We start from the raw sequence: 17292 nt of genomic DNA, 5'->3' as shown, positions 1-17292 counted from the left end.
GGCGTTTCGTCGCGAGAGGCTGTGAAACTAACATTTCCGCGCGATTGGGGTAGGGTGGGCCACGCTTTCTGCGTAAAATGCCGCACTTTCGTAAGCATCCGGATTCCAGCGCATCATGGGCACCCTCTCGGTCAATCAGAACAAACTGCAAAAACGCCTGCGCCGTCAGGCCGGCGAAGCCATTGCCGACTTCAATATGATCGAGGATGGCGACAAGGTCATGGTTTGCCTGTCCGGCGGCAAGGACAGCTACACCATGCTCGACGTGCTGCTGCACCTGCAGAAGGTCGCGCCGATCAAGTTCGAGATCGTTGCGGTGAACATGGACCAGAAGCAGCCAGGTTTCCCTGAGCACGTGCTGCCGGCTTACCTGGAGTCCATCGGTGTGCCGTATCACATCGTCGAGAAGGACACCTATTCGGTGGTCAAGGAGAAGATCCCGGAGGGCAAGACCACCTGCTCGCTATGCTCGCGCCTGCGCCGCGGCACGCTATATACCTTTGCCGACGAGATCGGCGCGACCAAGATGGCCCTGGGGCATCACCGCGACGACATTCTGGAAACCTTCTTCCTCAATATGTTCTACGGCGGCACCCTCAAGGCCATGCCGCCCAAGCTGCGTGCCGATGACGGCCGCAACGTGGTGATCCGCCCGCTGGCCTACTGCAGCGAGAGCGATATCGAGGCCTACAGCCAGCTCAAGGAATTCCCGATCATTCCGTGCAACCTCTGCGGCTCCCAGGAAAACCTGCAGCGTCAGGTGGTCAAAGAGATGCTGCAGGACTGGGAACGCAAGTCGCCGGGGCGCACCGAGATCATGTTCCGTGCGCTACAGAACGTGGTGCCGTCGCAACTGGCCGACCGCAATCTGTTCGATTTCAAGAGCCTGAAGATCGACGACAGCGCCACCCCGCGTTTTGTCGATGTGATGAATTTGTAAGCGACAGGAACAGGCGAGGGACGATGCGCGACTACAAATGGCTTAACGAATACTGCCTGAACCGCTTCGGCTCGGCCGCCGAGCTGGAGGCGCGCCTGCCGCAGCCGCGCAGCGCCGAGGAGCTGCGGGCGATCAGTGACGACCGTTATCTATCGGTGCTCAGCCTGCGGATCTTCCGCGCCGGGCTCAAGCACAGCCTGGTGGATGCCAAGTGGCCGGCTTTTGAAGAGGTGTTCTTCGGCTTCGATCCGGAAAAGGTCGTGCTGATGGGCGGCGAGCGTCTGGAAAACCTGATGCAGGATGCGCGCATCATCCGCCACCTGGGCAAGCTCAAGAGCGTGCCGCGCAATGCTCAATTTATCCTCGATGTACGTCAGGAAAAGGGCAGTTTCGGTGCGCTGATCGCCGACTGGCCGGTGAGCGATATCGTCGGCCTGTGGAAGTACCTGGCCAAGCACGGCACTCAGCTCGGCGGCCTGTCCGCGCCGCGGTTTCTGCGCATGGTTGGCAAGGACACCTTCGTCCCCACCGATGACATGGTGGCTGCGCTCAAGGCGCAGAAGATCATCGACAAGGTACCCACCAGCCTGAAAGAGCTGGCGGCCGTGCAGTCGGTGTTCAACCAGTGGCATGAGCAGAGCGACCGACCTTTGTGCCAGCTGTCGATGATGCTGGCGTATACGGTCAATCACTGAGCAGCCAGGGTGGGTTAGTTTTTCTCCATCCACCTGTTGATGTGCTGGTGGACGAAAAGAGCGTCGTCCACCCTACGTGGGAGTGCTTGAGATGGACGAGGTCATTGCCCGTGTCGCCCAGGCCATTGCCGCAGCCGAACGCATCCTGGTGATCACCGGTGCCGGGCTTTCTGCCGATTCCGGTCTGCCCACCTACCGCGGCCTGGGCGGCCTGTACAACGGCCATACCGCCGAGGGCCTTCCCATCGAGGCGGCGCTGTCCGGGCCTATGCTGCAACGCGACCCGGCATTGTGCTGGAAGTACCTGGCCGAACTGGGCAAGGCCTGTCTGGGTGCCCAGGCCAACGCCGGCCACCATGCCATCGCCGAGCTGCAGCGCAGAAAGCCCGGCTGCTGGCTGCTGACCCAGAATATCGATGGCTATCACCGCGCAGCCGGCAGCCCGATGGAGCGGGTGATCGAGATCCATGGCGAGCTGGCCCCGCTGTATTGCCAGTCCTGCGGGGCTGTCGACCCCGAACTGAGCGAACACCTGAAGCGACCTCTTCCGCCCAGGTGCCGGCAATGTGCTGGGGTTCTCCGTCCGCCGGTGGTGCTGTTCGAGGAAATGCTGCCGGAGCAGGCCATTGCCCGCCTCTACGCCGAGTTGCGCCAGGGCTTCGAGGTGGTGCTCAGCGTCGGCACCAGCGCCAGCTTCCCCTATATCGTCGAGCCCGTGCTGCGCACCCGCCAGGCCGGCGGCCTGTGCGTCGAAATCAACCCGGATAGCACCGATTTGAGCGCCCTGGTGGAGGTCCATCTGGCAGGGCGGGCGTTAGATGTGTTGCCGAAACTACTGAGTCACATTTAGCGCCATAGAATTTGCAAATCGATGTCATAGAAGGCATAGTCGCGCCCTTAAAGAATCTATCGACACGGTCGTGCCCATGCTCAAACGCCTCGCACCCCTCGTGCCTCTCGCACTTTCCCTGGCTCTGGCCGCCTGCGCCAGCCATACGCCACAACCGCCTGCAGCCACCCCGGTGGTCACTCAGCAGCAGGGCCACGCCGCCAAGCGGTTGCCCGTTTTTGCCGAAGAGCAGGATGAGCTCGCAGACTTCGCCGACGACAAACCCTACGAATTGCCTCAGCTGGCCGACAGCATCCTGACCCATGGCCTGTCCCTGGTGGGCACCCGCTATCGTTATGGCGGCAGTTCGGTGAAATCGGGCTTCGATTGCAGCGGCTTTATCGGCTACCTGTTCAAGGAAGAGCTGGGCATGCAATTGCCGCGCTCGTCCCGCGACATGATCAATATCGATGCGCCGCTGGTCGAGCGCGACGAGCTGGAGCCGGGCGATCTGCTGTTCTTCAGCACCAATGGTCGTAATCGCGTCAGCCATGCCGGCATCTATATGGGCGATAACCAGTTTATCCATTCCAGCAGCAGTCGCAGCGGCGGCGTACGGGTCGACAGCCTGGACGATCGCTACTGGTCGCGCACCTTTCTCGAAGCCAAACGGGCCCTGGCCCTGGCCCCGAGTGAGTCGGTCGCGCGCCACCCCTGAGCCGGTTCTGGGCTGGCGAAAGTGCTCGGCAGCCTTCGCCAGGGCTCATGTCGATAGTTTTCAACGACCTGCCGCATAAAGCTAAAGCTTGCACTAGGATGTGCAAGCCGGCAGAGTAGGGCGCATCCCGGCTCAGGATCATTCGTCCATGACCGTTATCGCCCGTTTCGCCCTGTTTGCCCTCGTCGCCCTGCTCAGTGCTTGTGCGGGACGTACGCCAGCCCCGGCCATGCAACCCCAGATCCATGCCCCCATCGGCAGCCAGTATGGCAGTGCCGAGGATGTGCTGTTCCGTGCCCTGGGTCTGGTCGGCACCCCTTATCGCTATGGCGGCAATACCCCGGCGGGCGGTTTCGACTGCAGCGGTCTGATCGGCTACGTCTATCGTGATGCTGCCGGTATCAGCCTGCCGCGCTCGACCCGCGAACTGATCAGCATGCGTGCCCCGGTTGTCAGCCGCGACCGCCTGCAAAGCGGCGACCTGCTGTTCTTCGCCACCAATGGCGGCAGTCAGGTCAGCCATGCCGGCATCTACGTCGGCGACGGTCGCTTCGTTCATGCGCCTTCCAGCGGCGGCACCGTACGCCTGGACAGCCTGAGCAACAGTTACTGGCAGCGCACCTACCTGAACGCCAAGCGCGTGTTCACCCCGGAACTGGCGAGCAATCCCTGACAGCGGCCGTTTGCAGCGGGAGCACGCATGACCAACCGAACGCTCAATCTCGATTCCGCGCTCTATCAATACCTGTTGGATGTCTCCCTGCGCGAAACGCCGCTGCTCAAGCGTCTGCGCGAGGAAACCGCACAGCTGGTAAACGCCCAGTGGCAGATCGCCCCGGAGCAGGGCCAGTTTATGGCGCTGCTGGTGCAGTTGAGCGGGGCTCGACTGATTGTCGAGGTCGGCACCTTTACCGGCTACAGCGCCCTCTGCATGGCCCAGGCCATGCCTGAGGATGGACGGCTGATCTGCTGCGATATCCCCGGCGAGTACAACGCCACCGCCGAGCGCTACTGGCGCGAGGCGGGGCTGAGTGCGCGTATCGAACAGCGTCTGGCTCCGGCTCTGGAAACCCTGAGCGCGCTGGAGGGTGAGGGCCTGGTGGGGCAGATCGATCTGATCTTTATCGATGCCGACAAGGCCAACTATCCGGCCTATTTCGAGCAGGCCCTGCGCCTGGTGCGGCCGGGTGGCCTGATCCTGTTCGACAACACCCTGTGGAGCGGACGCGTACTTGAGTTCAACCCCGAGAGCGCCGATACCCGGGCGATCCAGGCACTCAACCTGGCGCTGCGTGATGACCCGCGTATCGACCTGTCGCTGCTGCCGCTGGGCGACGGCCTGAGCCTGTGCCGCAAGCGCTGAAGTAGTTGGTCGCCACCAATGCCGAGTCCGTGCAACGCTGTGGTCTGTCCACGACCCGCGGTGCCACTCGGCAAGGTTGCATTTATATGACTAATCCATGATCCTCCAGCGCAGCTAGTGGTTTGCGGCGGGTCGGTGCGCCGTGTTACGCGCCGCTGCAATGTGTTTATGGCTCCTTCCTCCCGACTCCTTGAGCACCCCCGTGGTGCCGGTTGTTCTACGCGGCAGCCGTTTATCCGGGTTATCCGGTTTATCAAGGGTCATGCAATGCGCGCTTTTCGATCCGCCCATCTCTCCATGGGCCTTGTAGCCCTCTCTGCGGTGTTTATCTCGGCCTGGTGGTCAAGCCCGGCCTACAAGGTTTCTGCCTTTGCCCTGCCCAAGGCTGCACCGCTGGTCGCTGAGGCCGAGTGGCAGCCGTTCTATACCAGCCGCTTCGCCTCCAGCGACCTCAATGAGTTCGTGCATTCCTCGTCCATCACCGGGTTGCCCGACGGCGGGCTGATGTCCGTGTGGTTTGCCGGCTCGCGCGAAGGCGCGGCAGATGTGCAGGTGCGTGGCGCGCGTTTCGATGCGGCAACCGGCGAGTGGGGCGACGAGCTGATCCTGGCCACCCGCGAGTCGACCCAGGGTTCGGTGCATAAATATATTCGCAAGCTGGGCAACCCGGTGATCGCCCTGGCCCCGGACCAGCGCCTGTGGTTGCTGTACGTCTCGGTTTCCGTCGGCGGCTGGGCGGGCAGTGCGATCAATGCCATGCATTCCGATGACCTGGGCAAGACCTGGTCCGCCCCCAGGCAACTGGTGACCACGCCATTTTTCAATATCAGCACCCTGGTGCGCAGTGCGCCGGTGTTCCATGCCGACGGCTCCATGGGCCTGCCGGTTTACCACGAGTTTCTCGGCAAGTTTGCCGAGTACCTGTACTTGAGCCCCGCAGGCGAGGTGCTGGACAAGATGCGCATCAGCAGTGGCAAGCATTCCTTGCAGCCCACGGTCGTGGCCCTGGATGAATGGAACGCCATCGCCCTGTTGCGCTACGCCGGCAGCACCCATCACCAGATTCTGGCCAGCCGCACCCAGGACGCGGGGCAGACCTGGAGCGAGCCCTATCCCGAGGATCCATCCAACCCGAATTCTTCGCTGGCCGCCGTGGTGACTCCGGGGCAGGGCATGCTGGTGGCGATGAACGATCTGGAAGACGGCCGTTTCCGCCTGAGCCTGATGGAAACCAACGAGGAGATGGATTTCTGGACGCCGGTGATCGAACTCGACGAATCGCCGGATTTCGAGGGCAACCCGTTCGAGCCGGAGGTCTATCGGGAAATCATCGGCGACAAGTTCCGTCTCTCCAGCGGCCCGCGCCGGCAGGGCCTGCTCGATGAGTTTCTGGGCAACCTCGATCAGCGGGTGTGCAAGAAGAATGGTTGCGACTTCGAGTACGAGTACCCCTATTTCATCAAGAGTACCGACGGCAATTACCACCTGGTGTATTCCTGGAACAACAGCTTTATCAAACACATCAGCTTCAACGATGCCTGGCTCAAGGAGCGCTTGTAATGCTTGAACTCTGGCAAGCCCACCTGACCTTCGCCCTGCTGCTGTTTCTGCTGATTCCCGGTTTCGGCCTGTTATCCGGGGGGCGCAGCCTGGTCCTGCTGGGCTGCCTGCTGATCGGCTTTGTCCCTCTTGCCGGTCTGTCGCTGGCCGCCTACGTGCGCAGTTTTACCGACGACCTGGCCATCACCACATTACTGGCGCTGCTGTTCGCCAGCCTGGTGCGCATCGGCCTGCTGGCCCGACTGAAGGCTCCGCAGGGGCTGCAGCTGCTGCTGTTGTTTGGCCTGCTGGCGCTGTTCCTCTATCCGGCTACCCTGGGCCTGACCGCCTCCGATCCCTATCGCCTGGGTTACAGCCCGCGCTCCTTGCTGGTGGTCCTGGCCCTGGTGGCGCTGGCCTTGCTGCTGGCGCGCAACTGGCTCGGGGTCTGGATGCTCGGACTGGCCACGCTGGCCTTCAGCCTCGGCCTCAAGTCCTCGGGCAACTACTGGGATTACCTGATCGACCCGCTGCTTGCGCTCTACTGCTGGGGCGCGCTGATCTGGCATGCGGTCATTCGACTCGGCTTGAGGCAGCGTAAGACCCAGTTGCCCATGCGCCTGTAAGCGGCGCGTGCTCCTGACACTCCAGACGATTTGCTGATTGAGGGCCGCATCATGGGTTGGTTGCAATCGCGCCGCTTGCATTACTGGTTGGGCGCTATAGCGATACTTTTTGTCTTGCTGGCGGCCCTGCGTGGGCTGTTTTTTCTGGGCTTCTCCGGCTTCGATGGGAGTGCCCTGAGCGAGGTCGCGGCGGTGCCGCAAACCCTCGGCATCGGCCTGCGCTTCGACCTGCGTCTGGCCATCCTGCTGATGCTGCCGGTGGCGCTGCTGGCCTGGTTGCCGGTGTACAACCTGACCCGCAGCCGGGCGTTGCGCTGGCTGAGCCGGCTCTACCTGGCCCTGGCCGTGGGCGCGGTGGTGCTGGTGTATATCTTCGACTTCGGTCATTACGCCTACCTCGGCGTGCGCATCAACGCCACGGTGCTGCGTTTTCTCGGCGATGCGCAGATCTCCACCGATATGGTCTGGCAGACCTACCCGGTGATCTGGATCAGCCTGGGCTGGCTCGCCACCAGCGCGCTGACCTGGTGGCTGCTGCTGCGTCTGGAGCGCATTACCCTGGATCGCCCGGCCAAACCCATCAGCCGCTGGTCACTGACCTGGGGCAGCACACTGATGGTGGTGCTGGTGTTCCTCGGCATCCTCGGGCGAGTCGACAACATCAATCTGGAAAACCCGGTACCGCTGCGTTGGAGCGACGCCTTCTTTTCCGGCGACAACCAGGTGGCGGCCCTCGGCCTGAATCCGGTGATCTTTCTCTACGACACCTTCAGGGTGCCGCAGCAGCCCTATGACCTCGAGCAGGTGGCCGCCCACTACGGGGTGGTCAGCCAGTACCTGGGCGTCGAGCAGGCTGATGTCGAGCAGCTGAGCTTTATCCGCGAGCAGGGCCCGCAGCCTTACGCGCTGACCGGCAAGCAGCCGCCGAATGTGGTCTTCGTCATGCTCGAGTCCCTCGGCACCACGGCGGTGGGGGCCTATGGCAATCCGCTCAATCCCACGCCGAATATCGATCGCCTGGCCAAGCAGAGCTGGTTCTTCGAGAATTTCTATGTGCCGGTGACCGGCACGGCCAAAACCGTATGGGCGAGCATTTCCGGCGTGCCCGACGTTTCGCGGCATGAAACCTCGACGCGCAATCCGCTGATCACCCGCCAGCACAGCCTGGTCAATGCGCTGCAGCGCTACGAAAAGCTCTACATGATCGGCGGCAACTCCGGCTGGGCCAATATGAATGCGCTGATCCGCCAGAGCATCGATGGCGTTCGGCTCTACGACGAGCGCCACTGGAACTCGCCGCTGGCCGATGTCTGGGGCATCTCCGACCTCGATCTGTTCAAGGAAAGCGACCGCCTGCTGCGCGACCTGCCCAAGGACAAGCCCTTCTTCGCCTATATCCAGACCGCCGGCAACCATCGCCCCTTTACCATTCCCAAGGATAACGACGGCTTCGAGGTGCATGAGATATCCTTGGAACAGGCCCAGAGCGCCGGTTCGCGCAGCGTGGCGCAGTACAACGCGGTACGCCTGTTGGACTTCAATATTGGTCGCCTGATGGAAATCGCCCAGGCCAGCGGCTGGTATGACAACACCATCTTCGTCATGTTTGGTGACCACAACACCCGTATCAGCCAGGTGCCGCATATGCCGCCGGCGCTGGTCAAACTGGGCCTGGACGGCAATCAGGTACCCCTGCTGATCCATGCCCCCAAGCTGCTCGAGCCGCGGCGGGTCGAGGAAGCCGTGGGCCTGGTCGACCTGTTGCCCACGGTACTGGGCATGACCGGCATGAGCTTTCGCAACGGTGCCATGGGCCGCGATATCCAGCAGCCGGCCACGGAAGGCGAGCGGATGGTGCCCCTGGTGCTGCGCGAGGGCAGCTTCCCGCTGATAGGCGGGGTAACCCGCAATTTCCTCCTGCAGATGCAGCATGACGGCAGTAAGCCGTCGCTGCACGATCTGGCGTCCCTGACGCCGCTGGACAACGTCGCTGCGCAACATCCCGCCGAATACCAGCGCCTGCTGGCGCTGACCCGTGGCCTGCACGAAACCTCGCGCCTGATGCTCTATCAGAACGTGCGCAAATAAGGCAGCGCCCACCCAGGTTCCGCGCTGCGCTGGATGGGCTGCGCGGTTTGACCTGGGCGCGCCAAGCCTCTACCCTGCGCGGCTTGCAATAGGTGCCCCCCACGTTTCGGCGTGCGAGGGGTGAAACAGGGAAGTCGGTGCGCTGCGCTTCACGCCAGCAATTCCGACGCTGCCCCCGCAACGGTAGACGAGTCAAACCAGCGCTTTTTCAACCACTGTGCTTCAGGAGCCTGTCGGACTTAACACTGTTCTGCTGCGGAAAAGCCGGATTCGGCCATTTTTGTCGCTCTTTCTCGTTAAATAGCTAGCTATTCGCCTCGAAAGATCAACAAAACTCACTCGAACCGGACTTTCCCTCGCTACGAACGGTCAAGCCCGACAGGCTCCTTGCATGGGAAGGTGTGTCTGGTCGCGATCTGAGTCCTCAGTTCGCCGCTCGTAAGCCCGGAGACCGGCCTGCTGCAGTCCATGGCATCGCGGAGGGCGTTGTCTGGCGTATGGGCTGTCGCCTCTGCGGCGCTTGTGCGTCTTCGTTCTCCGTGTGCCTTTCCCAGCCTTGGTCGCCCGGGTGAGTGCGACGGAGCATACGACGCGATGAGTAAGTCCCTGTTGAAGCCGATGGCGCTGCTGTGCGCTATGGGTTGTTATCCCCTGGCCCATGCCGCCAGTCCCACCGAGTTGCAAGATCAACTGGTAACCGCCACCCGTACCGCGCAAACCGTCCAGGAGAGTCTGGCGGCGGTCACGGTATTCGACCGCGCGCAGATCGAGCAGAGCCAGGCGGCGTCCCTGCCCGAGCTGTTGCAGAAAGTGCCGGGGGTGTCCTTCAGCAACAACGGCGGCCCGGGCAAGAACACCGCCCTGTATATGCGCGGCAGCAACGCCAACCATGTACTGGTGCTGATCGACGGCCTGCGGGTCGGTTCGGTGTCCTCCGGCGGCGCGGCCCTGCAGGACCTGCCGCTGGAGCTGATCGAGCGGGTCGAGGTGGTGCGCGGGCCGCGCTCCAGCCTGTATGGCTCGGAAGCCATCGGCGGGGTTATCCAGATCTTCACCCGCAAGGGCGACGGCGAGGGGGCCAAGCCGTTCTTCTCCGCCGGCTACGGCACCCATGACAGTTACAGCGGCAGCGCCGGCGTGACCGGCGGCGGTCAGCAGGGCTGGTACAGCCTCGGCCTCAGCGGCCTGGATACTGACGGCATCAACGTCAAGCAGATCGGTGCCAGCGGTTATGAAAACGATGCCGACGGCTTTCGCAGCCTATCCGGGACGCTGAGCGGCGGCTATCGCTTCGACAATGGCCTGGAGCTCGACGGCAACCTGCTGCGCAGCAAGTCCCACAGCGACTACGACCAGGTCAACAGCAAACGCACCAGTGGCTTTTCCGCCAACTCCGACGGTGTGCAGAGTGTCGTCGGTGGGCGGGCGCGTTTTGCCCCGCTGGAGCCCTGGCAGGTGACCCTGCAGGCCGGGCGCAGCGAAGACAAGGCCGATCATTATCAGGACGATGCGTTCAACTCGCGCTTCGACAGCCGCCGCGACAGCCTCAGCTGGCAGAACGATCTGAACCTGGCCGACGGCCACAGCCTGATCCTGGGAGCCGATTATCAGCGTGACGAGGTCAACGGCACTGTCGCCTATGCCCTGGAAAGTCGCGACAACCAGGGCGCTTTCGTCCAGTACCTTGGTCAGCACGGGGCGCAGGACTGGCAGCTGTCCCTGCGCCAAGACGACAACGAACAGTTCGGTCGCCACGACACCGGCAATATCGCCTGGGGCTATGCCCTGAGTGAGGCTTTGCGGCTGACCGCCAGCTACGGCACGGCATTCAAGGCACCAACCTTCAACCAACTGTATTACCCCGGCTTCGGTAACCCGGACTTGCAGGCCGAAGAGTCGCAAAGTCTGGAGCTCGGTCTGGCCGGGCGGCACGCTTGGGGCCACTGGGCGGTGAACGCCTATCGCACGGAGATCGATAATCTGATCGCGACGGTGCGGGTCAACGGCATCAGCCAGGCCCAGGGCGTCGACCAGGCGCGTATTCGCGGCCTCGAACTGCTGGTCGGCAGCGAGCTGTTCGGCTGGCAATGGAACGCCAACTACACGCTGATGGACGCCGAGAATCGCTCAGCGCGCTCGAGCCGCACTGGCATTCCCTATTACGGCAAGGAACTCAACCGCCGGCCGAGTCAGCTGTTCAACCTGGACATCGATCGCGCCTTTGGCGACTTCAGCGTCGGCACCAGCCTGCATGCGCAGAACTCGACCTACGACGACCTGGAGAACCAGCTTGAGCTGGCCGGCTTCGCCACCCTGGACCTGCGTGGCGAGTACCGGCTGAACCGCGAGTGGCGTCTGCAAACGCGGCTGGCCAACCTGCTGGATGCCGATTACCAGACCGCCGAAGGCTTCAACCAGCCCGGCCAGGCGGTCTATCTGACGGTGCGTTATCAGGCGCTCTAACAGGCGCTACGCCCGGTGCCCCTCAGTTGTTTACCTGGAGATAAATGGATGAACCTGACACCCCGTACTCAGTTGCTGATCGGCCTGGCCCTGGCGCTGCTGATGGCCATGACCCGCGGTCAGCATTTCGCCACCCTGAACCTGCCCAGCGCCTCCTGGGCGGTGTTCTTCCTTGCCGGGGTACTGCTCAAGCCGCGCTGGGTATTTGCCGGGCTGTTTGTCGAGGCCTCATTGCTGGACTTCGCCGCCATCCAGTGGGCGGGCGTCAGCGCCTGGTGCATGTCGCCGGCCTACTGGATGCTGCTGCCGGCCTACGCCTCGCTGTGGCTGGGCGGTCGTCTGTACGCGGGCTGGCAGCGTGACCGGGCGAGCAGCCTGGCGGTGCTGGCGGCAACGGTCGCGGTCAGCGCCCTGGTCTGCTACCTGTTCTCCGGCGGCGGCTTCCTGTACTTCTCCGGGCGTTACCCCGAACCGACCCTGGCCCTGCTGGCCGAGCGTATCGGCCTGTACTACCCGCGTTATCTGGGCAGCCTGGCTCTGTATGTCGGGCTGACCGCGCTGCTCTATAGCGCCGCGCGGGCCTGCTCGTTCGCCCCGCGGCGGGTCGCGGGCCAATGAGTGGGGCGGGCGCTGCGGTGGATTGCGCCACGCCCGGAGAGCGGCCGGGCGCTCGCCACTGTCCGGCGCTGCTGATCGCAGCCCCGGCCTCGGGCCATGGCAAGACCACGGTGACCGCCGCCCTTGCGCGCCTGCATACGCGCCAGGGCAAGCGCGTGCGGGTATTCAAGTGCGGCCCGGATTTTCTCGATCCCATGGTGCTGGCCCAGGCCTGCGGCGCGCCGGTGTACCAGCTGGATCTGTGGATGGTCGGCGAGGCGGAGAGCCGGCGGCTGCTCTGGCAGGCGGCGGGGGAGGCCGACCTGATTCTGATCGAAGGGGTAATGGGCCTGTTCGATGGCACGCCGTCGGCGGCCGATCTGGCTCGGCACTTCGGTGTACCGGTGCTGGCGGTGATCGATGCTTCGGCGATGGCCCAGACCTTCGGGGCCATGGCCCATGGCCTGGCGACCTTCCAGGCGGACCTGCCGTTTTCCGGGGTGCTCGGCAACCGGGTCGGCAGCACCCGGCATGGCGAGATATTGCGCGATGCCTTGCCGGCCTCGATTCGCTGGTATGGCGCGTTGCCGCGCAGCGCCGAGGTGCAGTTGCCGAGCCGCCACCTGGGCCTGATCCAGGCTGGCGAAGTCGCCGACCTGGATGCGCGCCTGGATGCCGCCGCCGATGCCCTGGCGGCCAGCGCCGATACCAGCCTGCCGCCGCCAGTCAGCTTTGCCGCGTCCGAGCAGGCCAGGCCCGCGCGCTTGTTGGCCGGTGTGCGTATCGGCGTCGCCCGCGACAGCGCCTTCGCCTTTCTCTACCAGGCCAACCTGGATTTGCTGGAGGCGTTGGGGGCCGAATTGCAGTTCTTCTCGCCCTTGAATGACAGCCGGCTACCCGCAGTGGATAGCCTCTACCTGCCCGGCGGCTACCCCGAATTGCACCTGGCGCAACTGAGCGCCAACCAGGCCATGGTGCAGGCGATTCGCGCCCACCATGCGGCCGGCAAGCCGATCCATGCCGAGTGCGGCGGCATGCTCTATCTGCTCGAGCAACTGACCGACCAGCAGGGGGGCAGCGCCGCCATGCTCGGTTTGCTTCCGGGGCAGGCGAGCCTGCAACCGCGCCTGGTGGCCCTGGCCCTGCAGCAAGTGGAATTGCCGGAAGGCAGCCTGCGCGGCCATACTTTCCACCACTCGGCCCTGAGCAGCGCCCTGGAGCCCATCGCTCGGGGCGAGTGCCCCAACTACAGGCGCACGGCCGAAGCGGTTTATCGTATTGGCCGGTTGACCGCGTCCTATATCCATTTTTATCTGCCGTCCGCGCCGCGCGCGGCGGCCGCGCTGTTTCTACCCGGTGAGCCTTGATGAACGAGCAGGCCTTTAGTCCCGAGGAGCGTGCCGCGGTGTACCGCGCCATCGCCGAACGCCGCGATATGCGCCATTTCAGCGGCGGCGAGGTGGCTCCCGAGGTACTCGCGCGCCTGCTCGAAGCCGCGCACCAGGCCCCCAGCGTCGGCCTGATGCAACCCTGGCGGTTTATCCGCATCACTCGCCCGGCCTTGCGTGAGGCGATTCACGGCCTGGTGGAGGAGGAGCGGGGGCGCACCGCCGAGGCCTTGGGCGAGCGCAGCGATGAATTTATGCGGCTGAAAGTCGAGGGCATTCGCGACTGCGCCGAGCTGCTGGTGGTGGCCCTGATGGACGGCCGCGAGGCCCATGTGTTTGGCCGCCGCACCTTGCCGGAAATGGACCTGGCGTCCTTGTCTTGCGCGATTCAGAACTTCTGGCTGGCCGCCCGCGCCGAGGGTTTGGGCATGGGCTGGGTATCGCTGTTCGAGCCCCAGGCCCTGGCGGATCTGCTCGGTATGCCGGCCGGCAGCAAACCCCTGGCGGTGCTGTGCCTGGGGCCAGTCACGCAGTTTTATGACGCGCCAATGCTGGTGCAGGAGGGCTGGGCCGAGCCACGGCCGCTCAGCGAATTGCTCTTCGAGAACCAATGGGGCACAGCATGAGCCTGGTGTTCAGCACCTGCGCCGGGGTCGCCCTGGATGCGCTGTTTGGCGAGTCCAGGGGCTGGCATCCGCTGGTGGCCTTCGGACGTCTGGCCGAGCGTATCGAGCAGCGTTTCAATCCGGCGGGCGGCGGCTGGCGTAGCCATGGCGTCAGCGCCTGGTGCCTGGCGGTGTTGCCGCTGACCCTGTTGACCTGGCTGCTGAGCCAGATCAGCGGGCTGGGTTGGGCGGTGGAGATTCTCGCGCTCTATGCGGCCCTCGGGCTGCGCAGCCTGGGCGAGCATGCCCTGCCGGTGGCCCAGGCGCTGCGCCTGGGCGATCTGCGTCTGGCCCGCGAGCGGGTCGGTTATATGGTCAGCCGCAATACCGCGCAGCTGGACGCCACGGGCGTGGCCCGCGCCGGCAGCGAGTCGGTGCTGGAAAACGGCAGTGACGCGGTGTTCGCCGCGCTGTTCTGGTTTGTTATTGCCGGTGCGCCGGGGGTGGTGCTGTATCGCCTGAGCAATACCCTGGACGCCATGTGGGGCTATCGCAATGCACGCTTCGAACGCTTCGGCTGGGCCGCGGCGAAGATCGACGATGGCCTTAATTACCTGCCTGCGCGGTTGGTCGCCCTGACCTACGCGCTGCTGGGCAAAACCGCCCTGGCGCTGCGCTGCTGGCGCACCCAGGCACCGCTGTGGGACAGCCCCAATGCCGGCCCGGTGATGGCGGCAGGCGCTGGGGCACTGGGCGTCAGCCTGGGCGGCGCGGCGGAATATCACGGCGAGCTGCATCAGCGCCCCGAGCTGGGTGCGGGGCCGCAACCCAGGGCGCGGGATATCGAACGGGCGCTCAATCTGGTGTATGGCGGCGTGCTGTTGTGGCTGGCGCTGCTGCTGGTGTGGGGCGCTTTCTATGTTTAAGCCGGGCGGGCTTGAGCACGGCGGCCGTCTGCGCGCGGCGTCCCTGAATTATGGCATTGCCCTGGCGGATTGGCTGGACCTGTCCACCGGCATCGCGCCTTACGGTTGGCCGCTACCGGCGATTCCCGCCAGCGCCTGGGCGCGCCTGCCCGAGCAGCAGGATGGCCTGGAAGTCGCCGCCCGTGATTACTACGGAGTGAGCAATCTGCTGCCGGTGGCCGGCTCCCAGGCGGCGATTCAGGCGCTGCCGCGTCTGCTGCGCAATGCCAGGGTCGGCATCGTTTCGCCGGCCTATGCCGAGCACGCTGCAGCCTGGCAGCGCGAAGGCCATCGCCTGCTGGAACTCAGTGAAGGCGGTATCGAACGGGCGCTTGAGCGCCTGGATGTGCTGCTGCTGGTCAACCCCAATAACCCTACCGGACGACGTATCGAGCCCCAGCGCCTGCTACAGTGGCGCGCTCGCCTGGCCGAACGCGGCGGCTGGCTCATCGTGGATGAAGCCTTTATCGATTGCACCCCTGAGCACAGCTTGGCGGGCTTTAGTGATCGACCCGGGCTGATCGTATTGCGTTCGTTTGGCAAATTCTTCGGCCTGGCCGGTATCCGCCTGGGTTTTGTTCTGGCCCAACCGGCCGTACTGGAATGGTTGGCCGAGCTGCTTGGGCCCTGGACCGTCAGCGGGCCGAGCCGGGTGGTGGCCACCGCGCTGCTGCAGGACTACGTTGGCCAGCGTTTGCAGCGTGAGCGACTGTTGGCCGATGGCGAGCGCCTGGCCACGCTGCTCAGCGTCCAGGGGCTGCCGCCGACTGGCGGTTGCGCGCTCTTTCAGTTCTGTTGCACGCCGAGTGCTGCCGAGCTGCACGAGTTTCTCGCTGCGCAAGGCATCCTCACTCGGCTGTTTACCAGCCCACTGAGCCTGCGTTTTGGGCTGCCGGCGGATGAAGCTGGGTGGCAGCGTTTGCAATTGGGTCTGGAAGCCTTCGCTATGGAGTGCCAATGAGCTCTCGATTGCGGGCCACATTGATGGTGCAGGGCACCACTTCGGATGCCGGCAAAAGCACCCTGGTAACCGCGCTATGCCGCTGGCTCAAGCGCCAGGGCGTTAGCGTGGTGCCGTTCAAACCGCAGAATATGGCGCTCAATAGCGCGGTCACCGCCGACGGTGGCGAAATCGGCCGCGCCCAGGCGGTGCAGGCTCAGGCCGCCGGGCTGGCACCGCACACCGATATGAACCCGGTGCTGCTCAAGCCCAATAGCGACACCGGTGCCCAGGTGATCATCCACGGTCGCGCCCTCAGCAGCATGGATGCAGTGGCCTATCACGATTACAAGAAGGTGGCGCTGCAGGCGGTGTTGCAGTCGCACCAGCGCCTGAGCGCGGCCTACCCGGTGGTGATGGTGGAGGGTGCCGGTTCCCCGGCGGAAATCAATCTGCGCGCCGGCGATATCGCCAATATGGGCTTTGCCGAGGCGGTGGACTGTCCGGTGATCCTGATTGCCGACATCGACAAGGGCGGGGTATTCGCTCATCTGGTCGGCACCCTGGCGTTGCTCTCCGAGAGCGAGCAGGCGCGGGTGCAGGGCTTTGTGATCAACCGTTTTCGCGGCGATATCGCCCTGTTGCAACCGGGGCTGGATTGGCTGGAGCAGCGCACCGGCAAGCCGGTACTCGGCGTATTGCCCTACCTGATGGATTTCCACCTGGAAGCCGAGGACGCCATCGACACCCGCCAGAGCGCCAAGGCGGCTGAGCGGATCAAGGTGGTGGTGCCGGTATTGCCACGGATCAGCAACCACACCGATTTCGACCCGCTGCGCCTGCATCCTCAGGTCGAACTGTGCTTTGTCGGCCCCGGTCAGACGATTCCCGCGGCCGACCTGATCATCCTGCCCGGCTCGAAAAGCGTGCGCAGCGATCTGGCTTTTCTGCGCGAGCAAGGCTGGCCGGCGGCCATCGCCAGGCACCTGCGTTATGGCGGCAAGCTGCTGGGCATCTGCGGCGGGCTGCAGATGCTCGGCACCAAGATCGACGACCCCCATGGCCTGGAAGGCGCGGCGGGTGCTAGCCCGGGGCTGGGGCTGCTGGATTTCACGACCGTGCTGGAGCCGGAGAAGCAGCTGCGCAATGTGCGCGGCCAGCTGTGCCTGGAAAATGCGCCGGTCAGCGGTTACGAGATTCATGCCGGGGTCAGCTCGGGCACAGGTTTGAACGCGGCGGTGCGACTCGACGATGGCCGCGCCGATGGTGGCATAAGCGCTGATGGTCAGGTGCTCGGCACCTATCTGCATGGTTTGTTCGAGACCCCGCAGGCGTGCAGCGCCTTGCTGCGCTGGGCTGGCCTGCGCGAGGTACAGCAGGTGGATTACCACGCCTTGCGTGAGCGCGATATCGAGCGTCTGGCCGATCTGGTCGAGGCGCATCTGGATACCGCAAAACTGCGAACGTTATGTGGCCTGTAGGGTGGATCACGCTTTATCGATCCACCATTTGCGGCGTGATGGTGGAGGTAAAAAA

General features: G+C 64.2%; 16 protein-coding genes and 1 riboswitch. All 16 genes read left to right on the top strand.

Features of this window, described 5'->3' with window-relative positions; all coding sequences use genetic code 11:
- Positions 1-115: 115 nt before the first annotated feature.
- The 16 genes from ttcA (at position 116) to WMW70_RS11265 (ending at position 17237) form a co-directional block, all read left to right on the top strand.
- Positions 116-940 carry a tRNA 2-thiocytidine(32) synthetase TtcA gene (ttcA, locus tag WMW70_RS11340; RefSeq protein WP_341437621.1) on the top strand — a complete coding sequence of 275 codons (825 nt, stop codon included), beginning with the start codon at positions 116-118 and terminating at the stop codon, positions 938-940.
- Positions 941-963: 23 nt separating this feature from the next.
- Positions 964-1635 carry a DNA-3-methyladenine glycosylase I gene (locus tag WMW70_RS11335; protein ID WP_341437620.1) on the top strand — a complete coding sequence of 224 codons (672 nt, stop codon included), beginning with the start codon at positions 964-966 and terminating at the stop codon, positions 1633-1635.
- A gap of 91 nt (positions 1636-1726) precedes the next feature.
- Entirely contained in the window at positions 1727-2485 is a 759-nt protein-coding gene (locus WMW70_RS11330) for an NAD-dependent deacylase (RefSeq protein ID WP_341437619.1), read from the top strand.
- Positions 2486-2561: 76 nt separating this feature from the next.
- Complete coding sequence (locus WMW70_RS11325) at positions 2562-3182, top strand: C40 family peptidase (RefSeq protein ID WP_341437618.1); 621 nt, start codon at positions 2562-2564, stop codon at positions 3180-3182.
- A gap of 148 nt (positions 3183-3330) precedes the next feature.
- Entirely contained in the window at positions 3331-3855 is a 525-nt protein-coding gene (locus WMW70_RS11320; protein WP_341437616.1) for a C40 family peptidase, read from the top strand.
- A 27-nt stretch (positions 3856-3882) separates the two neighbouring features.
- Complete coding sequence (locus WMW70_RS11315) at positions 3883-4545, top strand: O-methyltransferase (RefSeq protein ID WP_341437615.1); 663 nt, start codon at positions 3883-3885, stop codon at positions 4543-4545.
- Between the two features lie 267 nt (positions 4546-4812).
- A complete protein-coding gene (locus WMW70_RS11310) occupies positions 4813-6105 on the top strand; it encodes a sialidase family protein (RefSeq protein ID WP_341437614.1) in 1293 nt (430 codons plus the stop codon).
- A complete protein-coding gene (locus WMW70_RS11305) occupies positions 6105-6710 on the top strand; it encodes a hypothetical protein (RefSeq protein WP_341437613.1) in 606 nt (201 codons plus the stop codon). The genes WMW70_RS11310 and WMW70_RS11305 overlap by 1 nt, the downstream gene beginning before the upstream one ends.
- A 51-nt stretch (positions 6711-6761) precedes the next feature.
- Complete coding sequence (locus tag WMW70_RS11300) at positions 6762-8798, top strand: LTA synthase family protein (RefSeq protein ID WP_341437612.1); 2037 nt, start codon at positions 6762-6764, stop codon at positions 8796-8798.
- A 73-nt stretch (positions 8799-8871) separates the two neighbouring features.
- Positions 8872-9272: riboswitch (cobalamin riboswitch) on the top strand.
- A gap of 120 nt (positions 9273-9392) precedes the next feature.
- A complete protein-coding gene (gene btuB / locus WMW70_RS11295) occupies positions 9393-11261 on the top strand; it encodes a TonB-dependent vitamin B12 receptor (RefSeq protein ID WP_341437611.1) in 1869 nt (622 codons plus the stop codon).
- A 48-nt stretch (positions 11262-11309) separates the two neighbouring features.
- Positions 11310-11879, top strand: coding sequence for a hypothetical protein (locus WMW70_RS11290; RefSeq protein WP_341437610.1), 570 nt, complete (start codon positions 11310-11312; stop codon positions 11877-11879).
- Entirely contained in the window at positions 11876-13225 is a 1350-nt protein-coding gene (locus WMW70_RS11285; protein ID WP_341437609.1) for a cobyrinate a,c-diamide synthase, read from the top strand. Before WMW70_RS11290 ends, WMW70_RS11285 begins: the two co-directional genes overlap by 4 nt.
- Positions 13225-13872 carry a 5,6-dimethylbenzimidazole synthase gene (gene bluB / locus WMW70_RS11280; RefSeq protein ID WP_341437607.1) on the top strand — a complete coding sequence of 216 codons (648 nt, stop codon included), beginning with the start codon at positions 13225-13227 and terminating at the stop codon, positions 13870-13872. The genes WMW70_RS11285 and bluB overlap by 1 nt, the downstream gene beginning before the upstream one ends.
- The gene (gene cbiB / locus WMW70_RS11275) at positions 13869-14777 is read left to right on the top strand and encodes an adenosylcobinamide-phosphate synthase CbiB (protein ID WP_341437606.1); all 909 of its coding nucleotides are present in this window, start codon (positions 13869-13871) and stop codon (positions 14775-14777) included. The genes bluB and cbiB overlap by 4 nt, the downstream gene beginning before the upstream one ends.
- Positions 14770-15777 carry a threonine-phosphate decarboxylase CobD gene (gene cobD / locus WMW70_RS11270; RefSeq protein WP_341437605.1) on the top strand — a complete coding sequence of 336 codons (1008 nt, stop codon included), beginning with the start codon at positions 14770-14772 and terminating at the stop codon, positions 15775-15777. The genes cbiB and cobD overlap by 8 nt, the downstream gene beginning before the upstream one ends.
- A complete protein-coding gene (locus WMW70_RS11265; RefSeq protein WP_341437604.1) occupies positions 15774-17237 on the top strand; it encodes a cobyric acid synthase in 1464 nt (487 codons plus the stop codon). Before cobD ends, WMW70_RS11265 begins: the two co-directional genes overlap by 4 nt.
- Positions 17238-17292 lie beyond the last annotated feature (55 nt).

Origin of the sequence: Pseudomonas sp. XK-1, from assembly GCF_038069885.1 — a bacterium.
GTDB lineage: Bacteria > Pseudomonadota > Gammaproteobacteria > Pseudomonadales > Pseudomonadaceae > Aquipseudomonas.
Note: the sequence above shows the minus strand (reverse complement) of the source record. Positions and strands in the feature narration are given on the sequence as shown.